The organism is Thiomicrorhabdus arctica DSM 13458, from assembly GCF_000381085.1.
GTDB lineage: Bacteria > Pseudomonadota > Gammaproteobacteria > Thiomicrospirales > Thiomicrospiraceae > Thiomicrorhabdus > Thiomicrorhabdus arctica.
This window is the reverse complement of record NZ_KB905899.1, coordinates 912,806-932,954: the sequence shown is the minus strand read 5'-3', so window position 1 is coordinate 932,954 and position 20,149 is coordinate 912,806. Positions and strand designations below refer to the sequence as shown.

Genomic DNA, 20,149 nt, shown 5'->3' with positions numbered 1-20,149 from the left:
AATTACGATAAGGTTCCTGTTTTTAAGTAGTCGTTCGCTTTTTCAATATCTTCAGGTAGCCCACTGATCACCACATTATCGAGCTCTTTCAGTACGGTCTCTCCCGTCGGGTGCTCCCCTCTGACATTGCCACGTTTAATGGCTTCAATATGAATTTTAAGATAATCTACCGGAATTTCTTTCAGTTGCTTGCCGACGGCATAAGCAGATTCATCCAGGATAATGGTATGAATGATATTTTTCATAATTTGATGTTGCTTGTGTTTATTCGAATCTTCACCGGGGTAGAAGTTTTCTAATAGACGGTAACGATCCTTACGCGCCTCACGCGTCTGTTTTAGAACTTTTCTGGGAGGCTGACCAATCATCAATAACAGGTGAGAGGCTAACATAATGCTCGACTCGAAAGTATCTGGCACAACTTCATTCGCGCCAGCGGCCGTCAGTTCGTTGAGGTATTGATCATCTAACGTTCTAACCAGTATTGGAATGTCAGGGTAATGTTGTCTAATCGCTTTGAGCGTCTTGATGGTTGCATGAAAATCACTGAACGTGATAATCACAATCTTAGCGCGCTCGATGGCGGCAGCATGCAGAATAGTTTGCTTGGATGCATCTCCATAATATACGCTTTCACCAGCCGCACGTGCCTCGTTAACGCGCCTGATATCCATATCCAAACCGACAAACGCTTTGTTTGAACTGTGTAAAAACCGACTCACTGTTTGACCAACCCGTCCAAAGCCACATAAGATAACGTGATCCGAAATTAACTGATTATTGGTGGAAATAGTCTGTTCAATTTCACTATGGTTCTCATGATAGGTGGTCTTGTGTAATGCTTTGGCGATTTTACCGTTGAATTTAACCAAAAACGGAGCCATTGACATGCTTAATACTGCAGAGGTGAGAAGAATGTTACCGGTTTCAACTGGCAGTAAGTTATAAGTGAAAGCCAAGGTCATCAAGACCAGTCCAAACTCACCTACTTGAGACAAGGAGATGGAGATACGTGCTGAAACCCCCGGTGTTTTATTAAATAAGCGAGAAACAAAGTAGATTATGACGCCTTTAACAACAAAAATTGCCAGCGTAATTAATACCACTAGCCAGAAATGTTTCGCAAGCACATCAAGTGAAATAAGCATGCCGACAGTGACAAAAAATAGACCTAATAAAATATCTTGAAACGGACGAATATCGGACTCTATTTGATGGCGATATTCAGTTTCACTGAGCATCATGCCAGCCAAAAATGCACCGAGCGTCATTGAAAGCCCCATCTCTTCGGTAAAAGCAGCCGCACCTAATGCAACGGTGAGAACGGTTAGAGTGAACAGTTCTTGTGATTTCGCTGAGGCCACTTCATGAAAAAGAGGGCGCAGCAAGTAACGACCAATAAGGTGCATGATACCAACGACTAAAATCCCTTTTAGAAAAGAAATTCCGAGTGTAATCGCAAGCGCATTTTCGCTGCCTTGGCTCATGGCTAATGCGGGAATTAAGATGAGTAATGGAATGGCCATGATATCTTGAAAAATTAAAATACCGACGGTGGCACGGCCATGTCGTGATTGAATCTCAGACTGTTCCGTCAGTTGTTTAATGACAATCGCGGTTGAGGATAAAGCAAATGCGCCCGCAATGACGATATTGGTATTAGCGTCTAGGCCTGCTAACCAACCAATGAGATACACTACGCCTCCGGTGGTCAATACTTGAGCCGTCCCTAGTCCAAACACTTGCTTGCGCATCGCAATCATTTGCGATAGGGAAAACTCTAAACCAATTGCAAACAGTAAAAAAACAATGCCAAATTCAGCTAATAAGGAGATGCTCTCCTCATTTTGAATCCAACCAAAACCACTTGGACCGACGATAATGCCGACGATGATATAACCCAGAATCGGCGGAAAATGCATACGTCTAAAAATCGACACCGTGATCACGGCAATGCCGAGCAGTAAAACGATATGCAGGAGAATATGATCGCCCATAATTAGCTCGCCATCGATTCGGTTGACATCTTAAAACGCATTGAAAGATCAATCGCTTGAATGTGTTTGGTGATTGCCCCGGTAGAAATGAAATCCACTTGAGTTTTGACGAGTTGTGGCAAATGGGATAGTTCGACATTACCGGAGATTTCGAGCTTGGCTTTGCGATCTACGAGTATCACCGCCTGAGACATCATCTCTAAAGAGAAGTTATCGAGCATAATGATATCCGCTCCGGCCTCTAAGGCTTGTTGCACTTCCTTTAAATTTTCGGTTTCGACTTCAACCGTTGTGTCGGGATGCATTTGTTTGGCCGTACTAACCGCTTGGCGAATACCGCCTGCTGCCATAATATGATTTTCTTTGATTAAGATCGCGTCAAACAAACCAATTCGATGGTTTGTGCCGCCACCGCATGCCACCGCATACTTTTGTCCGAGGCGTAAGCCAGGCAGGGTTTTACGTGTGTCCAACAGTTGCGTATGGGAACCCTGTAATTGCACAACATACTGTGCCGTTATAGTGGCGGTTGCGGAAAGGGTTTGTAGGAAATTAAGCGCTGTTCTTTCAGCCGTTAAAATGTTTCTGGCGGAACCTTTAATGGTGCATACACATTGGTCCGCTGTAACGTGTTCACCTTCTTCACAAAGCCATTTGATTGTCATGTCTGGATCCACTTGCCGAAAGACTTCATCAAACCAAGGTCGTCCACAGATAACGGCTTTTTCGCGGCAGAAAATATTGGCTTCTGCTTGAGTCACTTCTGGGATTAAGCTCGCCGTTAAGTCACCCGATTTAATATCCTCTTCAAGCGCGATTGCAACAGTGGTTTCCAGGTTTTCAAAAAAATTAATATCATTCATTGTGTCACGCTTTCTATCTGCTTTTAACGGAATTGCGATTATTATACCGAATTAAATGCACGCTTATTGACGTATACTAATGCCTATTAAAGTTGAGGATAATAAGTCCTATTATCTCTCTAATGAAATCAAGAAATAAAACAAAAAACTTATGCAAAAATTGGATGAAAAATCGTGTGAGCTTCAGGACGTGAAAAGCCAAACGCAAACACTCTTCAAGATTGACGAAAATTCAGGTAGGGCGCAAAGCATTAAGTTTGTTGCCAGTCCTAATTGTGATTCTCGAGAAGCAGGTGTATTGCCTGAGCTCATAGTGGTGCATGGGATAAGTTTGCCTCCCAATCAGTTTGGTGGGGAAGCGATTAACCAGCTTTTCACCAATCAACTCGACCCTAAGGCCGATCCCTATTTTGAGAAAATTAAAGAGATGAAAGTGTCCGCGCACGCTTTAATCCGACGTGATGGTGAGGTCATTCAGTATGTACCTTTCCATGACAGAGCCTGGCATGCTGGTTTGTCTGAATTTAAGGGGCGAAGTCGTTGCAATGATTTTTCAATTGGGATTGAAATGGAAGGCTCGGATCAAACCTGTTATACCGCTTACCAGTATGCCGCTCTAGCACAACTTGTTAAATCACTGTGGGTTGCCTACCCGAGTTTAAAAAGACATCAAGTCGTTGGGCACAATGAGATAGCACCTGGTCGTAAAACCGACCCGGGTCCTTATTTTCAGTGGGGCTCTCTGAACCGGTTATTAGAAAAAAACAGTTAACGAATTAGTTTGATCTCAAAACCTCTTCAGTATGGAGTTATGGTTTTATGGGTTGTCTATCCAATCACATCTACTCTGTTTATATGCCTGTACAGACGAGCGCAATCACATCATTATCATAACCATCCCCCTTTTTGTACTCGCGATAACCCTCACTTACTTTGTATCCCGCTAAGTAAGGTTTACCTTGCCACTCCCAAGAAATGGTGTCATTTTGCCCATTTTCTGCTGTTAATACCTCGTTTGGCAAGCTGAGTTTACTCCCTACAGGCAGTACTTCAGGACTTGTGGATGAGATGATATCTCCGCTTCGATTGAGAAAGACGCTGAAAGTGTTGTCACTGAGGAGTGGATTAATATATTTTGGCTCTGTCTCCTCTAACATGGCTTTAAATTCAGGTTTAGAGTCAAACACTAACGCAATGCCTCCAACATTGACATGAATGTTCTCCCAATCTTTTATCGCTGCGTGATAGAGGTAGGTATGCTCATTTGCATAGAGCTCTGTTGCATGGAAATCTGACACGGTATAGTCTTGAGTATTCTTCAGACCCAAGCAGCGCGAAGTATCGTCAGGACGTGGCATTGTTGAGCCAACAAGGTGTTGCTCAACTGGATTTGAAACGGCTAGAATTTTTCCATTTTGATCATAGAGTAGAATATTGGTATAAACGGTATAGAGACTATTGATATATGCAAGCGTGTCAGTCAGTTTTTGAAATGCTTGTTTTGGAAAGGTATTGTCTTTTTGATGTGCAGATAAAATTTGACGAAAGCTACTGTTGAGTGCCCACCATCGACAGTCATTGGCGCGTTCATAGAGATTTCGATCCATCACTTCGACTGCTAAAACAGCACTAAAAGCGACTTTTCCTTGAATGGTATCGAGTAATACTTGATGGATGTGATCAATGAAACTTGCGAATATGTTTTGAATATCAGTGCTGATTTTATGAAAACTATCTAGAATCGGTAAGAATGATTTAACACGCTTTTTTAAGGACATGATTTTACCATTCATAATGACAATAAGCAGTAGAGTACTCACCTTGATATTGACCTCTTCAAGTTCTGTTAAATACAGCGGTGACTGTTTTGAAATACTTACCCCAAGATCTTTTTTGTGCTTGTTAAGATTAAATGCAACTTCATTTTTAACATCAATGTAACCATACCAGGGGAGGCCAAAATACCCCTGGTAACCAGTGGTTTTGGTTGCGAAGTGCATGTTGTTTCCTGCGCTGAGAGGGGCTGCAAACGCCTTTGGGTTGGTGATTTGCTTACCAATGGGATGCGTTTGTGGAGAGTTTGAAGCCAAAATCTTTCCTGAGTCATTCAGTAACATGATGCCAAAATTATTTTCAGTATTGAGGGTGTTAAAAATTCCTTCCATTTCATCTGCAAAGTTAAAGCTTAGACACAATACTCCCACGTTTTCAAACTGTCCGTTAGGCAGGCTTTTCATGATTTTTTTAGCATAAATTAAGCTGGCGGGTTTGTTGGGAAACAGGTCTGAATAACCGTAGACTTCAATATATTCTTCTTGAGTGGTGAGCGCCTGATAAATAACGGGGGAACTGCTGTGCATCACTGGATTGGTGGGGTCGAGCTTAGCTTTAATGTCCCCTGTCGTACTGACGAGTAGTACGTCATCATACACACTGTATTTGGCAACATACTCCTCAAGTCGTTGTTGGATAAAAACTTCATCCTCTGTCGTTGCTGTACTTTTCGCCATAAAATCGACCAGATCATCATCGGTCGCTAAAAATCCCACATCGGCCGTTCTTTCAAATAAGTTTCTAATTAAAATGTCTATGGTGGTTTGAGCTTTCAGTGAGATTTCACTATTGGTTTGATTTAGATAGCGCCCAATCAACTCTTTAATCATAATGTCTCTAAGGCTTTGAAACTCTTTTTGGGTATTGATTATCGACTCTAATAGTTGAGCGTCTATGTTCTCATTGTTAATCTTGCCAACCATTGCGACGGTCGACCACCACAAGTCCTGATGTTCCAGTTCAGCGATGTATTTTTTTACTTTGGGTAGGTGTTTTGTGTGGTCGTTATAGTGGTGTGTCTGCTTATTCGGCTGCGTCATAATGATCTCAAATGGATGTATATTAACAAGCGTTTAGCAATGCCTATTCCAGGGTGGTTTCTTTTAAATTTATCAATCAATTAACTTATTTTATCTGTGGTTTTAAGGGTGGAGTGTGGCGGAGATTTCTCAAGAAACTCACCAATATGAAGCGTTGTTGTTCGAAAATGAAGCGCAAGCAGACCTGTTTGCACTATTTGTACATGTGAACTAAGCTAAACGATCGTTGGTCTGGATAAATATTCGATCAGAAAGTTGAGTGTACGTTTAAGCAATCCAACCTGTTTTTTTGCTGGGGCTTTGGAGGTTTTCTTTGGGTGTGAATTTTAAACAAGCTTCACCGGAGTTCTCAAAAACAACGATGCTCGGTAGTTTGGGTGTTTTAAAACCAAAAGCTCTGCAACCTCGAGGATTGGTAGCATCCCAAGTAACGAAAAAGTGCTTGCATTGAAAACAGTCAATGGGTTGATTAGTAATAGATGGATTAGTATTTTTCATATTTAAGCGTAGAAATGAGTGAATTCCATAATAAAGTGGTTGTGTATTATCTTTGGCTATTCATTTTAATAAATATTTAAAGCCTTGGTCTGCTAAAATTAAGGTATAAAGCGATATTTTACAAGATTCATCATCAGATTTAAAAGGTTTAAAAAAAATGAGTAAAGTTGGCCTATTCTACGGAACGGATACAGGTAATACCGAGCGTGTAGCTGATATTATTAAGGACAAAATTGGTGCGGACATTGTTGATGTGCATGACATCTCGACGGCCACGGCGGCTGATTTTGAAAAATATGACAAGATTATCTTAGGTCAGCCAACTTGGTACTATGGCGAACTGCAAAGCAGTTGGGATGATTTTTGGGAAGATTTTAAGGGCATTGATTTCACGGGTAAGACAGTGGCTTGCTTTGGTTTAGGCGATCAAGCTGATTATTCCGAATACTTTTTAGATGCCGTGGGTTTGATGCACGATATTGCATTAGAAGGTGGAGCAACCCCTGTTGGCTACACATCAACGGAAGGTTTTGAATTTGATGAGTCTAAAGCTCTGACAGAAGATGGTGAGTTTTTTGTTGGTCTGGGGATTGATGAAGATCAGCAGCCGGAAATGACAGATGGCCGCATTGATGATTGGGTTGAGCAAATCAAAGAAGAGATGGCTTTATAAACCTTGCCTCTTGACGGGTTTCAACCAAAAAAAAGCCGCTAAGGATGAGTCCTTAGCGGCTTTTTTGTGTCTAAACAGACTGGAAAAGATCGCTAAACTAAAATGACCAGGCCTGGTCGTTTTAGTTGATCACTGTTTTGACAATTAAAGTCTGTTTCCGAGCGTCAAGTAGCAGGTTATCGCAAGCTAATCGATGGCCAGCCACGTGTTTTCGCAATGTTAAGCAGCTTGTCATCCCCATCAACCACGACCGGGTTGTCGACAATGTCGAGTAAGGGAAGGTCATTGAAGGAGTCAGAGTAGAAGACACTCCCCGCAAGGCTGACATTTTCACGTTCTAGCCACTCATTTAATCGAGTCACTTTACCCGCCTGAAAAGTGGGGATCCCTTCAACCTCTCCGGTATAACGTTTATTCACAATCTCACCATTGGTGCCGAGCAATTCTGTAATGCCATAACGCAGGCCGATACGTCGGGTAATAAAGGTATTGGTCGCAGTGATAATGATCACGCGATCGCCTTTGTTTTTATGGTCATTCACCAGCGCTAAAGCTTTAGGCAGAACGATGGGTTCAATGAACGTTTGCATAAACTGAGCATGCCATTCATTCAAGGTTTCCATACTGTGTTGACTTAACGGTTTAAGGGCAAAACGTTGGTAGGCCATGATGTCTAAAGTGCCCGCTTTATAGTCTTCATAAAATTGTTCATTTTGCGCGGCAAATTCAGTTGCATCAACATACTGGTTTTCAACTAAAAACGCACCCCACAAGTAGTCGCTGTCGCCACCGATTAAGGTGTTATCGAGGTCAAAAATTACAAGTGCCATAAATATTTTCCAATTTGATTTTGGCCACATCCTAAACTAAACCCATGGATTGGACAAGATTGTTTTTTAAAAAAGAGTGTTATAACAAGCATTTATATAAAAAGCTTAAAATTTGGATTGAAAAATGCCACAAATTTAGGCACTATTAACCCATAATCAATATTAAAAGAATTTAAGGCTTCCATGATCGATTCAGAAGGCTATCGGCCCAACGTCGGTATTATTATCGTTAACAAAGAAGGTAAGCTGTTCTGGGGTAAGCGAATTCAGCAGGATGCTTGGCAATTTCCGCAGGGTGGAATTCGTGAAAATGAAACCCCACAGCAAGCCGTTTTTAGAGAGCTAAAAGAGGAGGTAGGACTTGATCCTTCTGATGTCCGTATACTCGGTCGAACAGAAGATTGGATAAGTTATGACCTGCCAAAACATCTGATTCGTCACTATAGTCATCCGATTTGTGTCGGTCAGAAACAGATTTGGTTTATGTTAGGGCTTGAAGGGGATGAGAGTCAGATTGATCTAAACTCACATGATACCCCTGAGTTTGAAGGTTGGGATTGGGTAGAGTATTGGCGACCCGTTCAAGAAGTCGTCAATTTTAAGCAGGGTGTTTACCACCAGGCTTTAACAGAACTGGAAGATACCTTAGAGAAATTTTGGTTTCATAAATACCTGCCTTAAGGGTTAATCATGCCCCTTGCAAGTTCAATAAAAAGTACCGTTTGACCGATGCGTTAAGCGGTGCTTTTTTGGTTTAAGGGGGCGTGTAATCTATGGCTAAAAGCTAAATTTTGAATATAACGCATGAAAAATATCGATATCATCCTTGCCAGAGATGGCCTGTCTGGGCGTTTAAACCCTTATGAAATGTAAAGGATTTCATCTGCGCAAAGCCTTTTGCGTCGCGTTTTATTTTCGGATTCAATGACTTAACGTAAACCTGCCTTTTATTGGTTTTGTCAGAACAAAGCGCTTGATGCTTTCAAGAGTTTTTTTAAGTAAAACATGTTATTATTCTACGACTTTATTTGCCTTTTTAGTGGTGGAATCTTGGTGTTTTCAAAACACCGAGGGTAATCACTTGCGCTCTTCACTAAAAAGCGAAACGTTTTGAATGACCAAGTAGCCGTCATCAAGATGAAGATTTGTTGGCAGAAAAGATACGAACTATCCTTTCTGGCTTACTTTAGGCATACCCAGTCCTAAAGCAATATTGATCCAACTTTACATAAGGAACTCTTTAATGAGCGAACAGTTTATCGACCAAGATCCACAAGGTACCCAAGAATGGCTAGATGCGTTAGAAGCCATTGTCTCTTTTGAAGGATCTGATAAAGCACAACATATTATCGCAACCCTGATTGAAAAAGCACGTGTCCACGGAATTGATATTCCTTATGCAGCGAATACGCCGTACTGCAACACGATTGCCGAAGAAAACCAAGCCAATTACCCTGGAAACGTCGGTCTAGAGCAGAAAATGCGTTCGATTTTACGTTGGAATGCAATGGCAATCGTTTCAGGTGCCAATAAAAACACCAGCGTCGGTGGACACATTGCATCCTATGCTTCGAGTTGTACTTTATATGAAGTCGGAATGAACCACTTCTTTAAAGGGCCTAAGCATGAGCTTGGCGCAGATATGATTTTCTTCCAGGGGCATACTTCACCTGGAATGTATGCGCGTTCTTTTATGGAAGGCCGCTTGAGTGAAGAGCAGCTGAGAAATTACCGCCAAGAAGTCGGTGGTAACGGACTGTCTTCTTATCCGCATCCTTGGTTGATGAGCGACTATTGGCAGTTCCCAACGGTTTCTATGGGTCTTGGGCCATTGATGGCAATCTACCAAGCACGTTTCATGAAATACATGCATGCACGTGGTTTAGCGAAAACAACCGGTCGTAAAGTTTGGGCATTCCTTGGGGATGGTGAGATGGATGAGCCGGAATCACGTGGTGCGTTACAGTTAGCCAAACGCGAAAAACTAGATAACTTAGTGTTCGTCATTAACTGTAACCTCCAGCGTTTAGATGGACCGGTTCGTGGTAACGACAGCATTATTCAAGAACTTGAAGGCGTGTTCCGTGGAGCAGGTTGGGCCGTGACGAAAGTCATCTGGGGTTCTGGTTGGGATCGTCTGTTACAAAAAGATGTCTCTGGTAAGTTGATTGAGCGCATGGGCGAGGTCGTCGATGGTGAATATCAGGCTTATAAAGCAAAAGATGGTGCGTTCGTTCGAGAACACTTTTTTGGTAAATACCCAGAAACAGCTGAACTTGTTAAAGATATGACCGATGAACAAATCTTTAAGCTGACGCGTGGTGGACACTCGCCGCGTAAGGTGTATAACGCCTATAAACGTGCCGAAGAGACGGTTGGTCAGCCAACGGTTATCCTTGCCAAGACGGTTAAAGGTTACGGCATGGGGCCTTATGGTGAGTCTCGTAACACAGCACACCAACAGAAAAAATTAGATTTTGAAGGGTATAAGTATTTCCGTGATCGTTTCGCGATTCCTTTCTCAGATGAAGATCTAGCGAAGCAAGTCCCGTTCTATGTTCCAGAAGAAGATTCTGACGTCATGAAGTACATGAAAGAGCGTCGTGAAGCATTAGGTGGCGCATTGCCATCTCGTCAAGATAACGCTGAGCCGCTGCCGGTTCCTGATTTATCAACCTTCAAAATGCTAACCGATGGTACTGGTGAGCGTGAAATGTCGACCACTATGGCGTTCGTACGTATCATCTCTATCTTGTTGCGCGATAAGGTTCTAGGTCCGCGTATCGTGCCAATCATTCCAGATGAAGCGCGTACTTTTGGTATGGAAGGTTTATTCCGTCAGGTTGGTATTTACGATCCTGCAGGCCAGTTATATGAGCCAATGGATAACGACCAATTGATGTGGTACAAAGAATCTTCAGAAGGACAAGTGTTTGAAGAGGGTATCAACGAAGCGGGCGCGATGTCTAACTGGGTGGCGGCTTCAACCGCTTATGCTAACTATGGCGTCAGCATGATTCCATTCTATATCTACTACTCAATGTTTGGTTTCCAACGTGTTGGTGATTTAGCATGGGCCGCCGGTGATTCGCGTGCCCGTGGTTTCCTAATCGGTGGTACCGCGGGTCGTACCACGCTTGAAGGTGAAGGTCTTCAGCATCAGGATGGACACAACTTAATTCAGTATGATCACATTCCTAACTGTATGACGTACGATCCAACATTCGCATTCGAAATGGCCGTGATCATTCGTGACGGTATTAAACGTATGTTTAATGAGAAAGAAGATGTCTTCTATTACATCACCGCGATGAATGAAAACTACAGCCATCCTGCGATGCCTGAAGGCTCTGAAGAACATATTCTGAAAGGTCTGTACAAATTTAAGAACTCGACTGCTAAGCATAAAAACAAAGTACAGCTAATGGGTTCTGGAACGATTTTCCGTGAAGTCATCGCTGCGGCTGAAATGCTAGAGAATGAGTGGAATGTTTCGGCTGATATCTGGGGTGTACCAAGTTTCAACTTGTTACGTCGTGACGGTATCGAAACAACGCGTTGGAACACAATGCACCCAACGGCTACACCTAAAGTCTCTTTCACGACTGAGATGCTTTCTGGTGCCCAAGGGCCGTTCATTGCCGCAACCGATTACATGCGCGATTACGCAGAGCGTATTCGTCAGTATGTTCCTGGTGAATACCATGTATTGGGTACAGACGGTTTTGGTCGTTCAGATACACGTGAGCAATTACGTGCATTCTTTGAAGTCAACGCTCAATATGTTGTTGTCTCAGCGCTTAAGTCATTGGCTGATGCGGGTACGATTAAAGCGGAAGTTGTTGTTCAAGCCATGGAAAAATATGGCATTGACAGCGAAAAGACTTATCCGGTACACGCTTAATCCTTTTAAAGCCGCTCTGTTTAGAGCGGCTTTTTTATGCGTTTAACATGTTTTTACAGAATTTTTTAGGAAGAAGATATTATGGCTACACAGCAAATTAATATTCCTGATATCGGTGATTTTGATTCAGTCGAAGTCATTGAGGTCTTAGTTTCAGTTGGTGACATGGTCGCCATTGATGACTCTTTATTAACGTTAGAGTCAGATAAAGCTACGATGGAGATTCCTTCTCCCGTGGCTGGGAAAGTCACCAAAATCAGCGTTGCCGTGGGTGACGATGTTAAAGAAGGCGATTACGTCTTTGATATCGAAGCCTCGGCAGCCGCTGCTGCGCCGGCGGTTGAAGCGCCTGCTTCGGCACCGGCTCAAACCGCCGCATCTGTGGCGACAGCACCTGCGCCAGTCGCAGCTACAGAAGCCCCTAAAGCTGCACCGGTTGTACAAAGTTCTCCGGTGGCATTAGCCAACGCGTCTAAACCGATCAATTCTCAAAGCATGGGTGCGACATCACATGCATCACCTTCTGTGCGTGCTTTTGCCCGCAAACTGGGTGTTGAGATTGATAAAGTTCCTGGATCAGGGCCTAAAGGCCGTATCAAGCAGACCGATGTAGAAGCCGCCATTAAAGCCGTTATGTCTGGTCAGTCTTCTGCACCAGGTCAAGCGACTGGTGGGGCAGGCATACCGCCTGTTCCAGTGATTGATTTCAGCAAGTTTGGTGACACCACGACTGAAGAGTTGGGTCGTATCAAAAAGATTTCAGGTAAGTTCCTGCACGCTAGTTGGTTGAATGTTCCGCATGTCACTCAGTTTGATGAGTGTGACATTACCGAAATGGATCAGTTCCGTAAAGATCAAAAAGCCTCTGCTGAAAAGCAAGGCATCAAATTAACACCATTGGTTTTCGTTATGAAAGCGGTGGTTAAAGCGTTACAAGAGTTCCCAAGCGTTAATGCTTCACTGTCGCCAGACGGTCAGTCGATTATCAAAAAGCATTATTACAATATCGGTATTGCCGTTGATACACCGAATGGTTTGATGGTTCCGGTGGTTAAAGACGTTGATAAGAAAGGCATCTATGAGCTTTCTCGCGATCTAATGGAAATCTCTGCTAAGGCACGTGATGGAAAGCTTGGGCCAGCCGATATGTCGGGTGGTACTTTCACGATTTCTAGCTTAGGCGGTATCGGTGGTACTCAGTTTACGCCAATCGTTAATGCACCAGAAGTGGCGATTATGGGCTTGTCTAAAGCGAAAATGCAGCCCGTTTGGAATGGTTCAGAATTCATTCCACGTTTGGTCATGCCTTTCAGTGTTTCTTACGATCACCGTGCTTTAGATGGTGCGGAAGGCGTTCGTTTCACGACCACCGTTGGCAACTACCTATCTGACTTACGTCAGCTAATTCTGTAGTAGGGGATAAGATGACTAAGATTGTAGATATTATTGTTCCAGATATTGGTGACTTTGCAGAAGTAGACGTCATTGAAGTATTGGTTTCGGCGGGTGAAGAAGTGGCTCAAGATGATTCTTTGTTAACCTTAGAATCAGACAAAGCGACCATGGAAATTCCAGCGCCTTTTGCCGGTAAAATTATTTCGATGAGTGTCGAGGTCGGCGACAAAGTTAAAGAAGGTTCCATTATTGGGACGATTGAAATCGCCAATACTGAGACTGTCGCGGCAAATGTGGAAGCATCTGTGGCCGCAACGGCGGAACCGACGGTAGCAGAAGCCCCTAAAGCTGAAGCACCTAAAACTGAAGCGCCGAAAGCGGTTGCCGCAGCAGACTTACCAGATGCAGACATGCAGTGTGAACTATTGGTATTAGGGTCTGGCCCAGGTGGTTACACCGCAGCGTTCCGTGCATCTGATCTTGGCAAAAAAGTGGTCATGATTGAGCGTTATAACGATATCGGTGGGGTGTGTCTAAACGTCGGTTGTATTCCGTCTAAAGCCCTATTGCACATGTCTGTGGTGTTAAATGAAACCAAAGAGATGGGCGCTCACGGTATTACTTTTGCTGAGCCAAAAATTGATATTGATAAGATTCGTGCCTTCAAAGACGGTGTTATTAATAAGCTGACTGGCGGTCTAACAGGTCTGGCCAAAGCACGTCAAGTAGAAGTGGTGACCGGTTACGGTAAATTCACCTCGGCTAATACGGTCAGCGTTGAAGCGGCTGATGGTTCTATAAAGACCATCGCGTTTGAAAAAGCGATTATCGCGGCCGGTTCACGTGTTGTTAAGTTACCTTTCATTCCACATGACGATCCACGTGTTATGGACTCTACCGGTGCCTTAGCGCTTGAAGAGATTCCTAAGCGTCTATTGGTGATCGGTGGCGGCATTATCGGCCTAGAGATGGCTCAGGTTTATGACTCTTTAGGTTCAAGCATTACCGTGGTTGAGCTGGGCGATACTATTATCCCAGGTGCGGATAAAGACATCTCTAAGCCATTGCTTAAGAAAATCAAAAAACAGTACGAAAACGTTTTCCTTAAATCTAAGGTCACTAACGTTGAAGCCACCGATGCAGGCCTGGTCGTTACCTTTGAAGGTAAAGACTGTCCTGACACCGATACCTTCGATCGCGTCTTAGTCGCGGTAGGTCGTGCGGCCAACGGTAAACTGATTGATGCTGAAAAAGCCGGTGTGGCCGTCAACGATTGGGGCTTCATTGAAGTCAATGAGCGCCAAGAAACCAATGTCGGTAATATCTACGCCATCGGTGACATTGTCGGTCAGCCAATGTTAGCGCACAAAGCGGTACACGAAGGTAAGGTAGCGGCAGAAGTCATTAGCGGCATGCCAAGCGCGTTCACGCCAATGAGCATTCCATCAGTGGCTTACACCGACCCAGAAGTGGCTTGGGCGGGTAAAACCGAAGACGAACTTAAGGCCGAAGGCATTGAGTACGAGAAGGGCGCATTCCCATGGGCGGCATCTGGACGTAGCTTAAGTCTAGGACGCGATGAAGGCCTTACCAAAGCGATGTTCTGTGCAAAAACGCATAGACTGTTGGGTTGCGGTATTGTCGGGCCTAATGCAGGTGAGTTGATCGCCGAAGCGATGTTGGCGATTGAGATGGGGGCTGATATGCAAGATTTAGCGCTTACTATTCATCCGCATCCTACTTTGTCAGAGACGCTTTGTTTCGCGGCAGAGATGGCGGAAGGGACAATTACAGATCTAATGCCACCTAAGAAGCGTAAGTAATTTGGGTTGCGTCTAAAACTCGCCATTTCTGCGTTATGAAAATGATCACATACACTTGTATGCTCAACATTTTCAAGCCTTGAACTGACAAGTTTTATCTCGCAACTAACTCGTTTCTTAATCTGAAGAAACCGCCTTTTGGCGGTTTTTTTGTGTCTTAAATTCAGCACTGTATTGATAAGCGATCTATCCGTTGTTAGAACTGACCAGGCCTGGTTGTTTTTTATAGAATTTATTACGTATTTTTTGTGTATGATGACTTGTTAGCTTTAGAGTGATTTCACTTTTACTCTGACCCCAATTATTTAAATCAAAATAACTGCCGATTAGCAACGTAGAATCATTTGTGTGGTCATTTCTACTCGCATTAACTTTTTAGGGAATACAAAATTTTAAATGAAAATTAATAGCGTGAAAACAACCAAACATACTATAAATCGCCGTCGCAAAAGATTTAAACGAAAACTACTTTCTAAAAGTAAAAAGCTTGCTAAAAACCGATTGAATTCTGGATTTTTGAACAAACTGGACAATGAAAGAATTGTACAAATAATCTCGCCACAACACATTTCATTCGAACGAAAGGCACACAATAAAACCATTGCGTTCTTTAGTAAAATAAAAAAACTAACGGTTCAAAAAAGAAAAAGGATATTTATATCGTTCAAAGATGTTAAGTACATGGAATCTACTGCAACACTGATGCTTATAGCAGAGATTGAACGAATTCAATATCTAACCAACTCTAGTTATATAAAAGGTTGTTTACCAACCGAAGATATACCAGCACAAGTGTTTTGTAAAACGGGGCTATCAAGACTGTTAGGCATTAATACAAAAGTTGATATAAACCATAAAACTGTAACCTATTGGAATAATTACCTAACAGGAACAGACGCAACAGTAATAAACGCAGCCAAAGAGTTAGAAAAGATAAATCTGAAGCCTAAGTATAGGTCTGCTTTCTTTAATGGCATAAGCGAGGCAATTACGAATGCTTGCATGCACGCATATAAAAACACAAAAACCAAAAAAGAAATACCAGAAAGAGCAGACGGGTATCCATTCAGTGATCACAAGTGGTGGATGTTTACAGGCTGCAATGAAGAGCGATTAACGCTTGTTATTTGTGACCTTGGACAGGGAATACCAGAATCACTTAAAAATAGAAATGACTTCTCATTCATAAAAAAAGTAATAAGCAAGCTAGATGGTGGCAAAGAAAGCAAAGTTATTAAAACCTCAATGGAGGTTGGCTCTTCATCTTCTGATCTTGCACACCGAGGAAAAGGGATGGCCCAATTAAAAGAGGCCATAGATATTATGCAAGACGGTAGCCTGTCGATTTTAAGCAACAAAGGCTTATATACTTATTCAGCCTCAAAAAAAGAAAAATTTTCCACTGACTTAAAACATTCTATAATGGGCACCATAATATCTTGGTCAGCACCATTAGATAAATTACAAAAGATGATAGAAGATGAACAAGAAAACAATCAACATTAAAAACGACTATACCTGGGCACCAGCAGGAAGATATACCGGAGATGGTCAATTTACTGGACAAGGTTTTCGCGAAAAGTTGCTAGTGCCAGCTCTAAATGAATACGATAAAGTCATCGTTGAATTAGATGGCTCTATTGGTTATGGCTCATCTTTTGTAGAAGAAGCTTTTGGAGGCCTTGTCAGAGAAAGCAACTATACGCTAGATCAATTAAGAAAAAGCTTAGAAATAAAAACAACAGAATTCCCAAGTATTCAGTCTGAGATTTGGGAATACATAGAAGATGCCGCAAAGCAAAGAAAACTATGATTTCAAACGAATACATAGTCGCTAGTTGGCTTATCATCCCGATTGTTACAGCCAGTATCACCTACTACTTCAATAGTCGTCTGAAAAGTAAAGAAGAGCTAAACACAGTTTTAAATCAACTAGAAGAAGACTCTACCGCTTTTTGGACAAATAATGGCGTTGATAATCAATCTATCATCGCATCTATAAAAATTAAACAACATTTAAAAAAATTAGAATCAAAACTTCCCTCTAAGCATCAATCAACGCTTACCAAGCTTAGACAGGCGACAACAGGCTCAGATTTTGAATCTCCTAGCAGAATATCAATAGAGCCAACACACGAAAAATTCCACATCACAAGCGAATTGGTCGATAAATTGCGGCCATAAGTAATTTATTTTGAGTTCGGGCTCAGAGTAAAATCAAAACAATCTGACCAGGCCTGGTAGTTTTAATAAGACCGCTTTACGCGGGTTTTTTGTGACTTTATTACGTAGTTGCTGTGTGTGATGTCTTATTGGTTTTAGAGTGATTTAAATTTTACTCTGACCCCCTTTAATTTCATTGGGCGTAAGCACAAACAGTGGAAAAGGGGACGCTATGAAGTTCCCCCAATAAACTGGACTGTTTAGACTCTATTATAAAAAGCCATTTCATAATTTTTGGGCGATTCATAATTCAAATATGAATGCCTTCTCACTTTATTGTAAAACACTTCGATGTACTCAAAGATGCTGCTTTTAGCTTCTTCTCTAGTTTGGTAAGTTGTTTGATAGACTAATTCTGATTTTAAGGTGCTAAAAAAGCTTTCAGCAACGGCATTATCGTGGCATTCACCTTTTCGACTCATGCTCTGCATAATTTTATTGTTCTTAAATAAGGCTAAGTAAGCATCAGCTCGATAAGTTGATCCCTGGTCTGAGTGCAAGAGTACTTGCTCCTTTATTGGCTTTACTTTAACTGCCATTTCTAATGCTCTAGAGACCAGTTTGGTATCGTTATATTGGCTCATTGACCAACCGATAACTTTACGAGAATAAAGGTCAATAATCACCGCAAGATAAAGCCAGCCCTGTCGTGTATAGACAAAAGTGGTATCACTTACCCATTTTTTACCGGGCTTAATGGCAGTGAACTCTCTATCTAAAACATTGTCTGAAAAGCCCCTCGTGTTACGTGCGATTTTGGCCTTCTTGTGTTTTATCGATGTAACGGCATGAATGCCATGCTTTTTCATCATTCTAGCGACTTTATTTAGACTAATACTGATGCTCTTTGCCTTAAGCTCGTTATAAACTCTTGGTGAACCATAGTTTTTACGGCCTGCTTTATAGGCTTCAATTATTTTCAATAACAAATAGTTATCGTGCTTACTTCTTTGGCTGACGGGTGCCGTTTTCCAGTGATAAAAACCACTCTTAGAGACATCTAAGCATTTACATAACAGGGCTACGGGGTAGTTCATCTGCTGTGCCTCTATGAACTTAAATCTCAGTCCTTTTCTTCCTCGAAGTAAGCCTGAGCCTTTTTTAAGATTTCATTCTCCATTGCAGCTAGTTGCAGTTCTTTTTGAAGCCGGTTATTGTCTTTGATAAGTTCGGAGACAGTTAGCTGTCTATGCTCTGTATTTTCGTTGGTGGCGGTTCTTTTGAATGCCTTTTCATCTTTTGAGTTCAATTGCTGCCTCCATTTATAAATCATATTTCTACGGATACCAAGATCCCTAGCAAGGTGAGCGATAACTGTATCAGGTTGGCTTGCTAGATGCAGAGTTTCGAGTTTAAACTCTTTAGTAAAAGCGGTGTATTTTCGATTCATTTTTAGGACTCCTAAATGGTAATATTTAGTGTCCAGTTTTGTGGGGGAACCTCACTTTATTCTGATAGGCGGGTAAATCGTGAGTTATAACGTTGTGATTATTTAAACAATGTTCTCATGTATTGAGACCAGATCATTAAAAGCGTGCCAGCTGGCATAACCGAGCAACGGCATCACAATTAACATACCTAAGCCCAGCGACATGATACCCACAATAAGCATAAAGCCAATAACCAGCGCCCAAGCCGTCATTACAAGTTTATTTTCCATCACAATCTTAAAGCTTAAAATCATGGCTGAGATTGCGCCAATATTTTTGTCTCGTAACATTAACGGAATGGTCACCACGCTGATCATAAATACAAAAGCCGCCATTATCACGCTATGGCCAACAAAAAGAACCAAGAAAGCTAGGCCTTCTTGTGTGGCGAGGAACCCCGTTACACCCATGCTCGTGTCAACGATTAAGAGTGAACTTGCCCCAAGTACAACCGCGACAAAAAATGGCACAGCGTTTATCCAAATAGCGGCAATGATCACTAAGCAGATGGCAAAAAGGCCGAAATTCGATTTTTTACTACTCCAAGCTACCATAGATGTGCCTAATGAAGGTTTTTCCCCTTGCTCCAGTCTGTGTGCTGTGTAATACAGTCCGGTAGCCAAAAATGGCGATAAGATAATAAACACTACTGCGATGGTAATCATCTGTATTGGCTGATATTGAACAGCAAATAACATCAGCATCACGGACAAGGCCATTGCCAGGCCATAGAAAAGGGAAATACTGGGCGCATGCGCCATGTCGTGCCAGCCTTTTTTCAACCAACGCCCAATGTTGGATAATTGAACATCGCTTGAAATGATATTCTCTCCGGCCTCGGTATAATGATCGTGTTCATGTGTTGAGGTTGCTTTATTAGACATTACGTCCTCCTTACTTTAATTTATATCAAATATTAAGCGTTTTATAGCAGACTAAAGGCTAAGTTTTATTACTTATCTTACTACTTTATCAGAACCTGATAACACATGGTAATATATTTTATGATTTACATCATCATATTGATTTATAAAGAAAAATTTAAAAAACATGGGTAGCAAAGGGGACGCTACCCTTTTATTTTGAACTCTGCTGCTATTGAATCATGCCTAGATTAGCCCGAGTTGTTTTATCTGATATCCCGTTTCACATTACCCAGCGTGGTAATCGTCGTGAAGATGTGTTCTTTTGTGATTTAGATCGAGAGTTCTATCTTGATTTGTTACATGATTACAGTGTTAAACACGAAGTTGAAGTTTGGGCATATTGTTTAATGACAAACCATATTCATTTAATTTTGAAGCCATCAACGGAAGATGGCTTGCAAAAAGTTCTTAAGCCCCTTCATATGCGTTATGCGCAGTACATTAATAAAAAACATCATTGGAAAGGCACTTGTGGCAAGGTCGTTTTTTCTCTTCAGCTTTAGATGGGGCTTATACTCATTCGGCTATTCGTTATGTAGAGCAAAACCCTGTTAGAGCCAAAATAGTTGATAATCCAGAAGATTATCTTTGGTCTAGTGCTTCAGCCCATATGGGTATAACCGAGTCTGTTCTTTTATCTAATATTTCTGAATCCTACAGCCCGGCTGAGTAAAGAGGTTGGAAAAGTTATTTACAAAAAGAAAACTCGGAAGA

Annotated in this window: 17 protein-coding genes; 10 read left to right on the top strand and 7 right to left on the bottom strand. The window is 42.0% G+C overall.

What is annotated here, in order from left to right:
- Positions 1-2: 2 nt before the first annotated feature.
- Together F612_RS0104320 and nadC are read right to left on the bottom strand one after the other, a co-directional pair.
- Positions 3-1,997 (bottom strand): monovalent cation:proton antiporter family protein, encoded by a 1,995-nt coding sequence (locus F612_RS0104320; RefSeq protein WP_019556526.1) that lies wholly within the window; start codon positions 1,995-1,997, stop codon positions 3-5.
- 2 nt (positions 1,998-1,999) lie between these two features.
- Positions 2,000-2,860 carry a carboxylating nicotinate-nucleotide diphosphorylase gene (gene nadC / locus F612_RS0104315; RefSeq protein ID WP_019556525.1) on the bottom strand — a complete coding sequence of 287 codons (861 nt, stop codon included), beginning with the start codon at positions 2,858-2,860 and terminating at the stop codon, positions 2,000-2,002.
- 151 nt (positions 2,861-3,011) lie between these two features.
- On the opposite strand from nadC, the gene ampD reads away from it, so the two are divergent.
- Positions 3,012-3,632 carry a 1,6-anhydro-N-acetylmuramyl-L-alanine amidase AmpD gene (ampD, locus tag F612_RS0104310; protein WP_019556524.1) on the top strand — a complete coding sequence of 207 codons (621 nt, stop codon included), beginning with the start codon at positions 3,012-3,014 and terminating at the stop codon, positions 3,630-3,632.
- 79 nt (positions 3,633-3,711) lie between these two features.
- On the opposite strand, the gene F612_RS0104305 is transcribed toward ampD, so the two are convergent.
- A complete protein-coding gene (locus F612_RS0104305; protein ID WP_019556523.1) occupies positions 3,712-5,733 on the bottom strand; it encodes a cache domain-containing protein in 2,022 nt (673 codons plus the stop codon).
- A 655-nt stretch (positions 5,734-6,388) separates the two neighbouring features.
- Here F612_RS0104305 and F612_RS0104290 point away from each other — a divergent pair.
- The gene (locus F612_RS0104290) at positions 6,389-6,904 is read left to right on the top strand and encodes a flavodoxin (RefSeq protein ID WP_019556520.1); all 516 of its coding nucleotides are present in this window, start codon (positions 6,389-6,391) and stop codon (positions 6,902-6,904) included.
- 176 nt (positions 6,905-7,080) lie between these two features.
- Here the strand turns inward: F612_RS0104290 and F612_RS0104285 are convergent, their stop codons facing one another.
- Positions 7,081-7,734 carry a histidinol-phosphatase gene (locus F612_RS0104285; RefSeq protein WP_019556519.1) on the bottom strand — a complete coding sequence of 218 codons (654 nt, stop codon included), beginning with the start codon at positions 7,732-7,734 and terminating at the stop codon, positions 7,081-7,083.
- Between the two features lie 183 nt (positions 7,735-7,917).
- Between F612_RS0104285 and F612_RS0104280 the strand changes: the two genes are divergently transcribed.
- From F612_RS0104280 to F612_RS0104250, 7 genes are all read left to right on the top strand, one after another.
- Positions 7,918-8,415 (top strand): RNA pyrophosphohydrolase, encoded by a 498-nt coding sequence (locus F612_RS0104280; RefSeq protein ID WP_019556518.1) that lies wholly within the window; start codon positions 7,918-7,920, stop codon positions 8,413-8,415.
- A gap of 562 nt (positions 8,416-8,977) precedes the next feature.
- Positions 8,978-11,638 (top strand): pyruvate dehydrogenase (acetyl-transferring), homodimeric type, encoded by a 2,661-nt coding sequence (gene aceE / locus F612_RS0104275; RefSeq protein ID WP_019556517.1) that lies wholly within the window; start codon positions 8,978-8,980, stop codon positions 11,636-11,638.
- 81 nt (positions 11,639-11,719) lie between these two features.
- On the top strand, positions 11,720-13,051 hold the full coding sequence (aceF, locus tag F612_RS0104270; protein ID WP_019556516.1) for a dihydrolipoyllysine-residue acetyltransferase: 1,332 nt from the start codon (positions 11,720-11,722) through the stop codon (positions 13,049-13,051).
- 11 nt (positions 13,052-13,062) lie between these two features.
- Positions 13,063-14,856 carry a dihydrolipoyl dehydrogenase gene (gene lpdA / locus F612_RS0104265; RefSeq protein ID WP_019556515.1) on the top strand — a complete coding sequence of 598 codons (1,794 nt, stop codon included), beginning with the start codon at positions 13,063-13,065 and terminating at the stop codon, positions 14,854-14,856.
- 396 nt (positions 14,857-15,252) lie between these two features.
- Entirely contained in the window at positions 15,253-16,362 is a 1,110-nt protein-coding gene (locus tag F612_RS0104260; protein ID WP_019556514.1) for a hypothetical protein, read from the top strand.
- Entirely contained in the window at positions 16,337-16,669 is a 333-nt protein-coding gene (locus F612_RS0104255; protein WP_019556513.1) for an STAS-like domain-containing protein, read from the top strand. The genes F612_RS0104260 and F612_RS0104255 overlap by 26 nt, the downstream gene beginning before the upstream one ends.
- The gene (locus tag F612_RS0104250; RefSeq protein WP_019556512.1) at positions 16,666-17,040 is read left to right on the top strand and encodes a hypothetical protein; all 375 of its coding nucleotides are present in this window, start codon (positions 16,666-16,668) and stop codon (positions 17,038-17,040) included. The genes F612_RS0104255 and F612_RS0104250 overlap by 4 nt, the downstream gene beginning before the upstream one ends.
- A gap of 239 nt (positions 17,041-17,279) precedes the next feature.
- Here F612_RS0104250 and F612_RS0104245 read toward each other — a convergent pair whose 3' ends face one another.
- The 3 genes from F612_RS0104245 to F612_RS0104235 form a co-directional block, all read right to left on the bottom strand.
- A complete protein-coding gene (locus F612_RS0104245; RefSeq protein WP_245539521.1) occupies positions 17,280-18,131 on the bottom strand; it encodes an IS3 family transposase in 852 nt (283 codons plus the stop codon).
- Between the two features lie 11 nt (positions 18,132-18,142).
- Positions 18,143-18,469, bottom strand: a complete 327-nt coding sequence (locus F612_RS0104240; RefSeq protein WP_019556510.1) for a transposase — start codon at positions 18,467-18,469, stop codon at positions 18,143-18,145.
- A 102-nt stretch (positions 18,470-18,571) separates the two neighbouring features.
- On the bottom strand, positions 18,572-19,393 hold the full coding sequence (locus F612_RS0104235; RefSeq protein WP_019556509.1) for a DUF2189 domain-containing protein: 822 nt from the start codon (positions 19,391-19,393) through the stop codon (positions 18,572-18,574).
- A 221-nt stretch (positions 19,394-19,614) separates the two neighbouring features.
- On the opposite strand from F612_RS0104235, the gene F612_RS12900 reads away from it, so the two are divergent.
- Positions 19,615-19,938 (top strand): transposase, encoded by a 324-nt coding sequence (locus tag F612_RS12900; RefSeq protein ID WP_051080291.1) that lies wholly within the window; start codon positions 19,615-19,617, stop codon positions 19,936-19,938.
- The last annotated feature ends 211 nt before the right edge of the window (positions 19,939-20,149 follow it).

Excerpts from the sequence above, each read along its gene's own strand:
- F612_RS0104305 (WP_019556523.1), bottom strand. The coding sequence starts at position 5,733 with ATGACGCAGCCGAATAAGCAGACACACCACTATAACGACCACACAAAA.
- F612_RS0104280 (WP_019556518.1), top strand. The coding sequence starts at position 7,918 with ATGATCGATTCAGAAGGCTATCGGCCCAACGTCGGTATTATTATCGTT.
- F612_RS0104255 (WP_019556513.1), top strand. The coding sequence starts at position 16,337 with ATGAACAAGAAAACAATCAACATTAAAAACGACTATACCTGGGCACCA.
- aceE (WP_019556517.1), top strand. The coding sequence starts at position 8,978 with ATGAGCGAACAGTTTATCGACCAAGATCCACAAGGTACCCAAGAATGG.
- F612_RS0104235 (WP_019556509.1), bottom strand. The coding sequence starts at position 19,393 with ATGTCTAATAAAGCAACCTCAACACATGAACACGATCATTATACCGAG.
- ampD (WP_019556524.1), top strand. The coding sequence starts at position 3,012 with ATGCAAAAATTGGATGAAAAATCGTGTGAGCTTCAGGACGTGAAAAGC.
- nadC (WP_019556525.1), bottom strand. The coding sequence starts at position 2,860 with ATGAATGATATTAATTTTTTTGAAAACCTGGAAACCACTGTTGCAATC.
- F612_RS0104320 (WP_019556526.1), bottom strand. The coding sequence starts at position 1,997 with ATGGGCGATCATATTCTCCTGCATATCGTTTTACTGCTCGGCATTGCC.
- F612_RS0104250 (WP_019556512.1), top strand. The coding sequence starts at position 16,666 with ATGATTTCAAACGAATACATAGTCGCTAGTTGGCTTATCATCCCGATT.
- F612_RS0104260 (WP_019556514.1), top strand. The coding sequence starts at position 15,253 with ATGAAAATTAATAGCGTGAAAACAACCAAACATACTATAAATCGCCGT.
- F612_RS0104285 (WP_019556519.1), bottom strand. The coding sequence starts at position 7,734 with ATGGCACTTGTAATTTTTGACCTCGATAACACCTTAATCGGTGGCGAC.
- F612_RS12900 (WP_051080291.1), top strand. The coding sequence starts at position 19,615 with ATGCCTAGATTAGCCCGAGTTGTTTTATCTGATATCCCGTTTCACATT.
- F612_RS0104240 (WP_019556510.1), bottom strand. The coding sequence starts at position 18,469 with ATGAATCGAAAATACACCGCTTTTACTAAAGAGTTTAAACTCGAAACT.
- lpdA (WP_019556515.1), top strand. The coding sequence starts at position 13,063 with ATGACTAAGATTGTAGATATTATTGTTCCAGATATTGGTGACTTTGCA.
- F612_RS0104290 (WP_019556520.1), top strand. The coding sequence starts at position 6,389 with ATGAGTAAAGTTGGCCTATTCTACGGAACGGATACAGGTAATACCGAG.
- aceF (WP_019556516.1), top strand. The coding sequence starts at position 11,720 with ATGGCTACACAGCAAATTAATATTCCTGATATCGGTGATTTTGATTCA.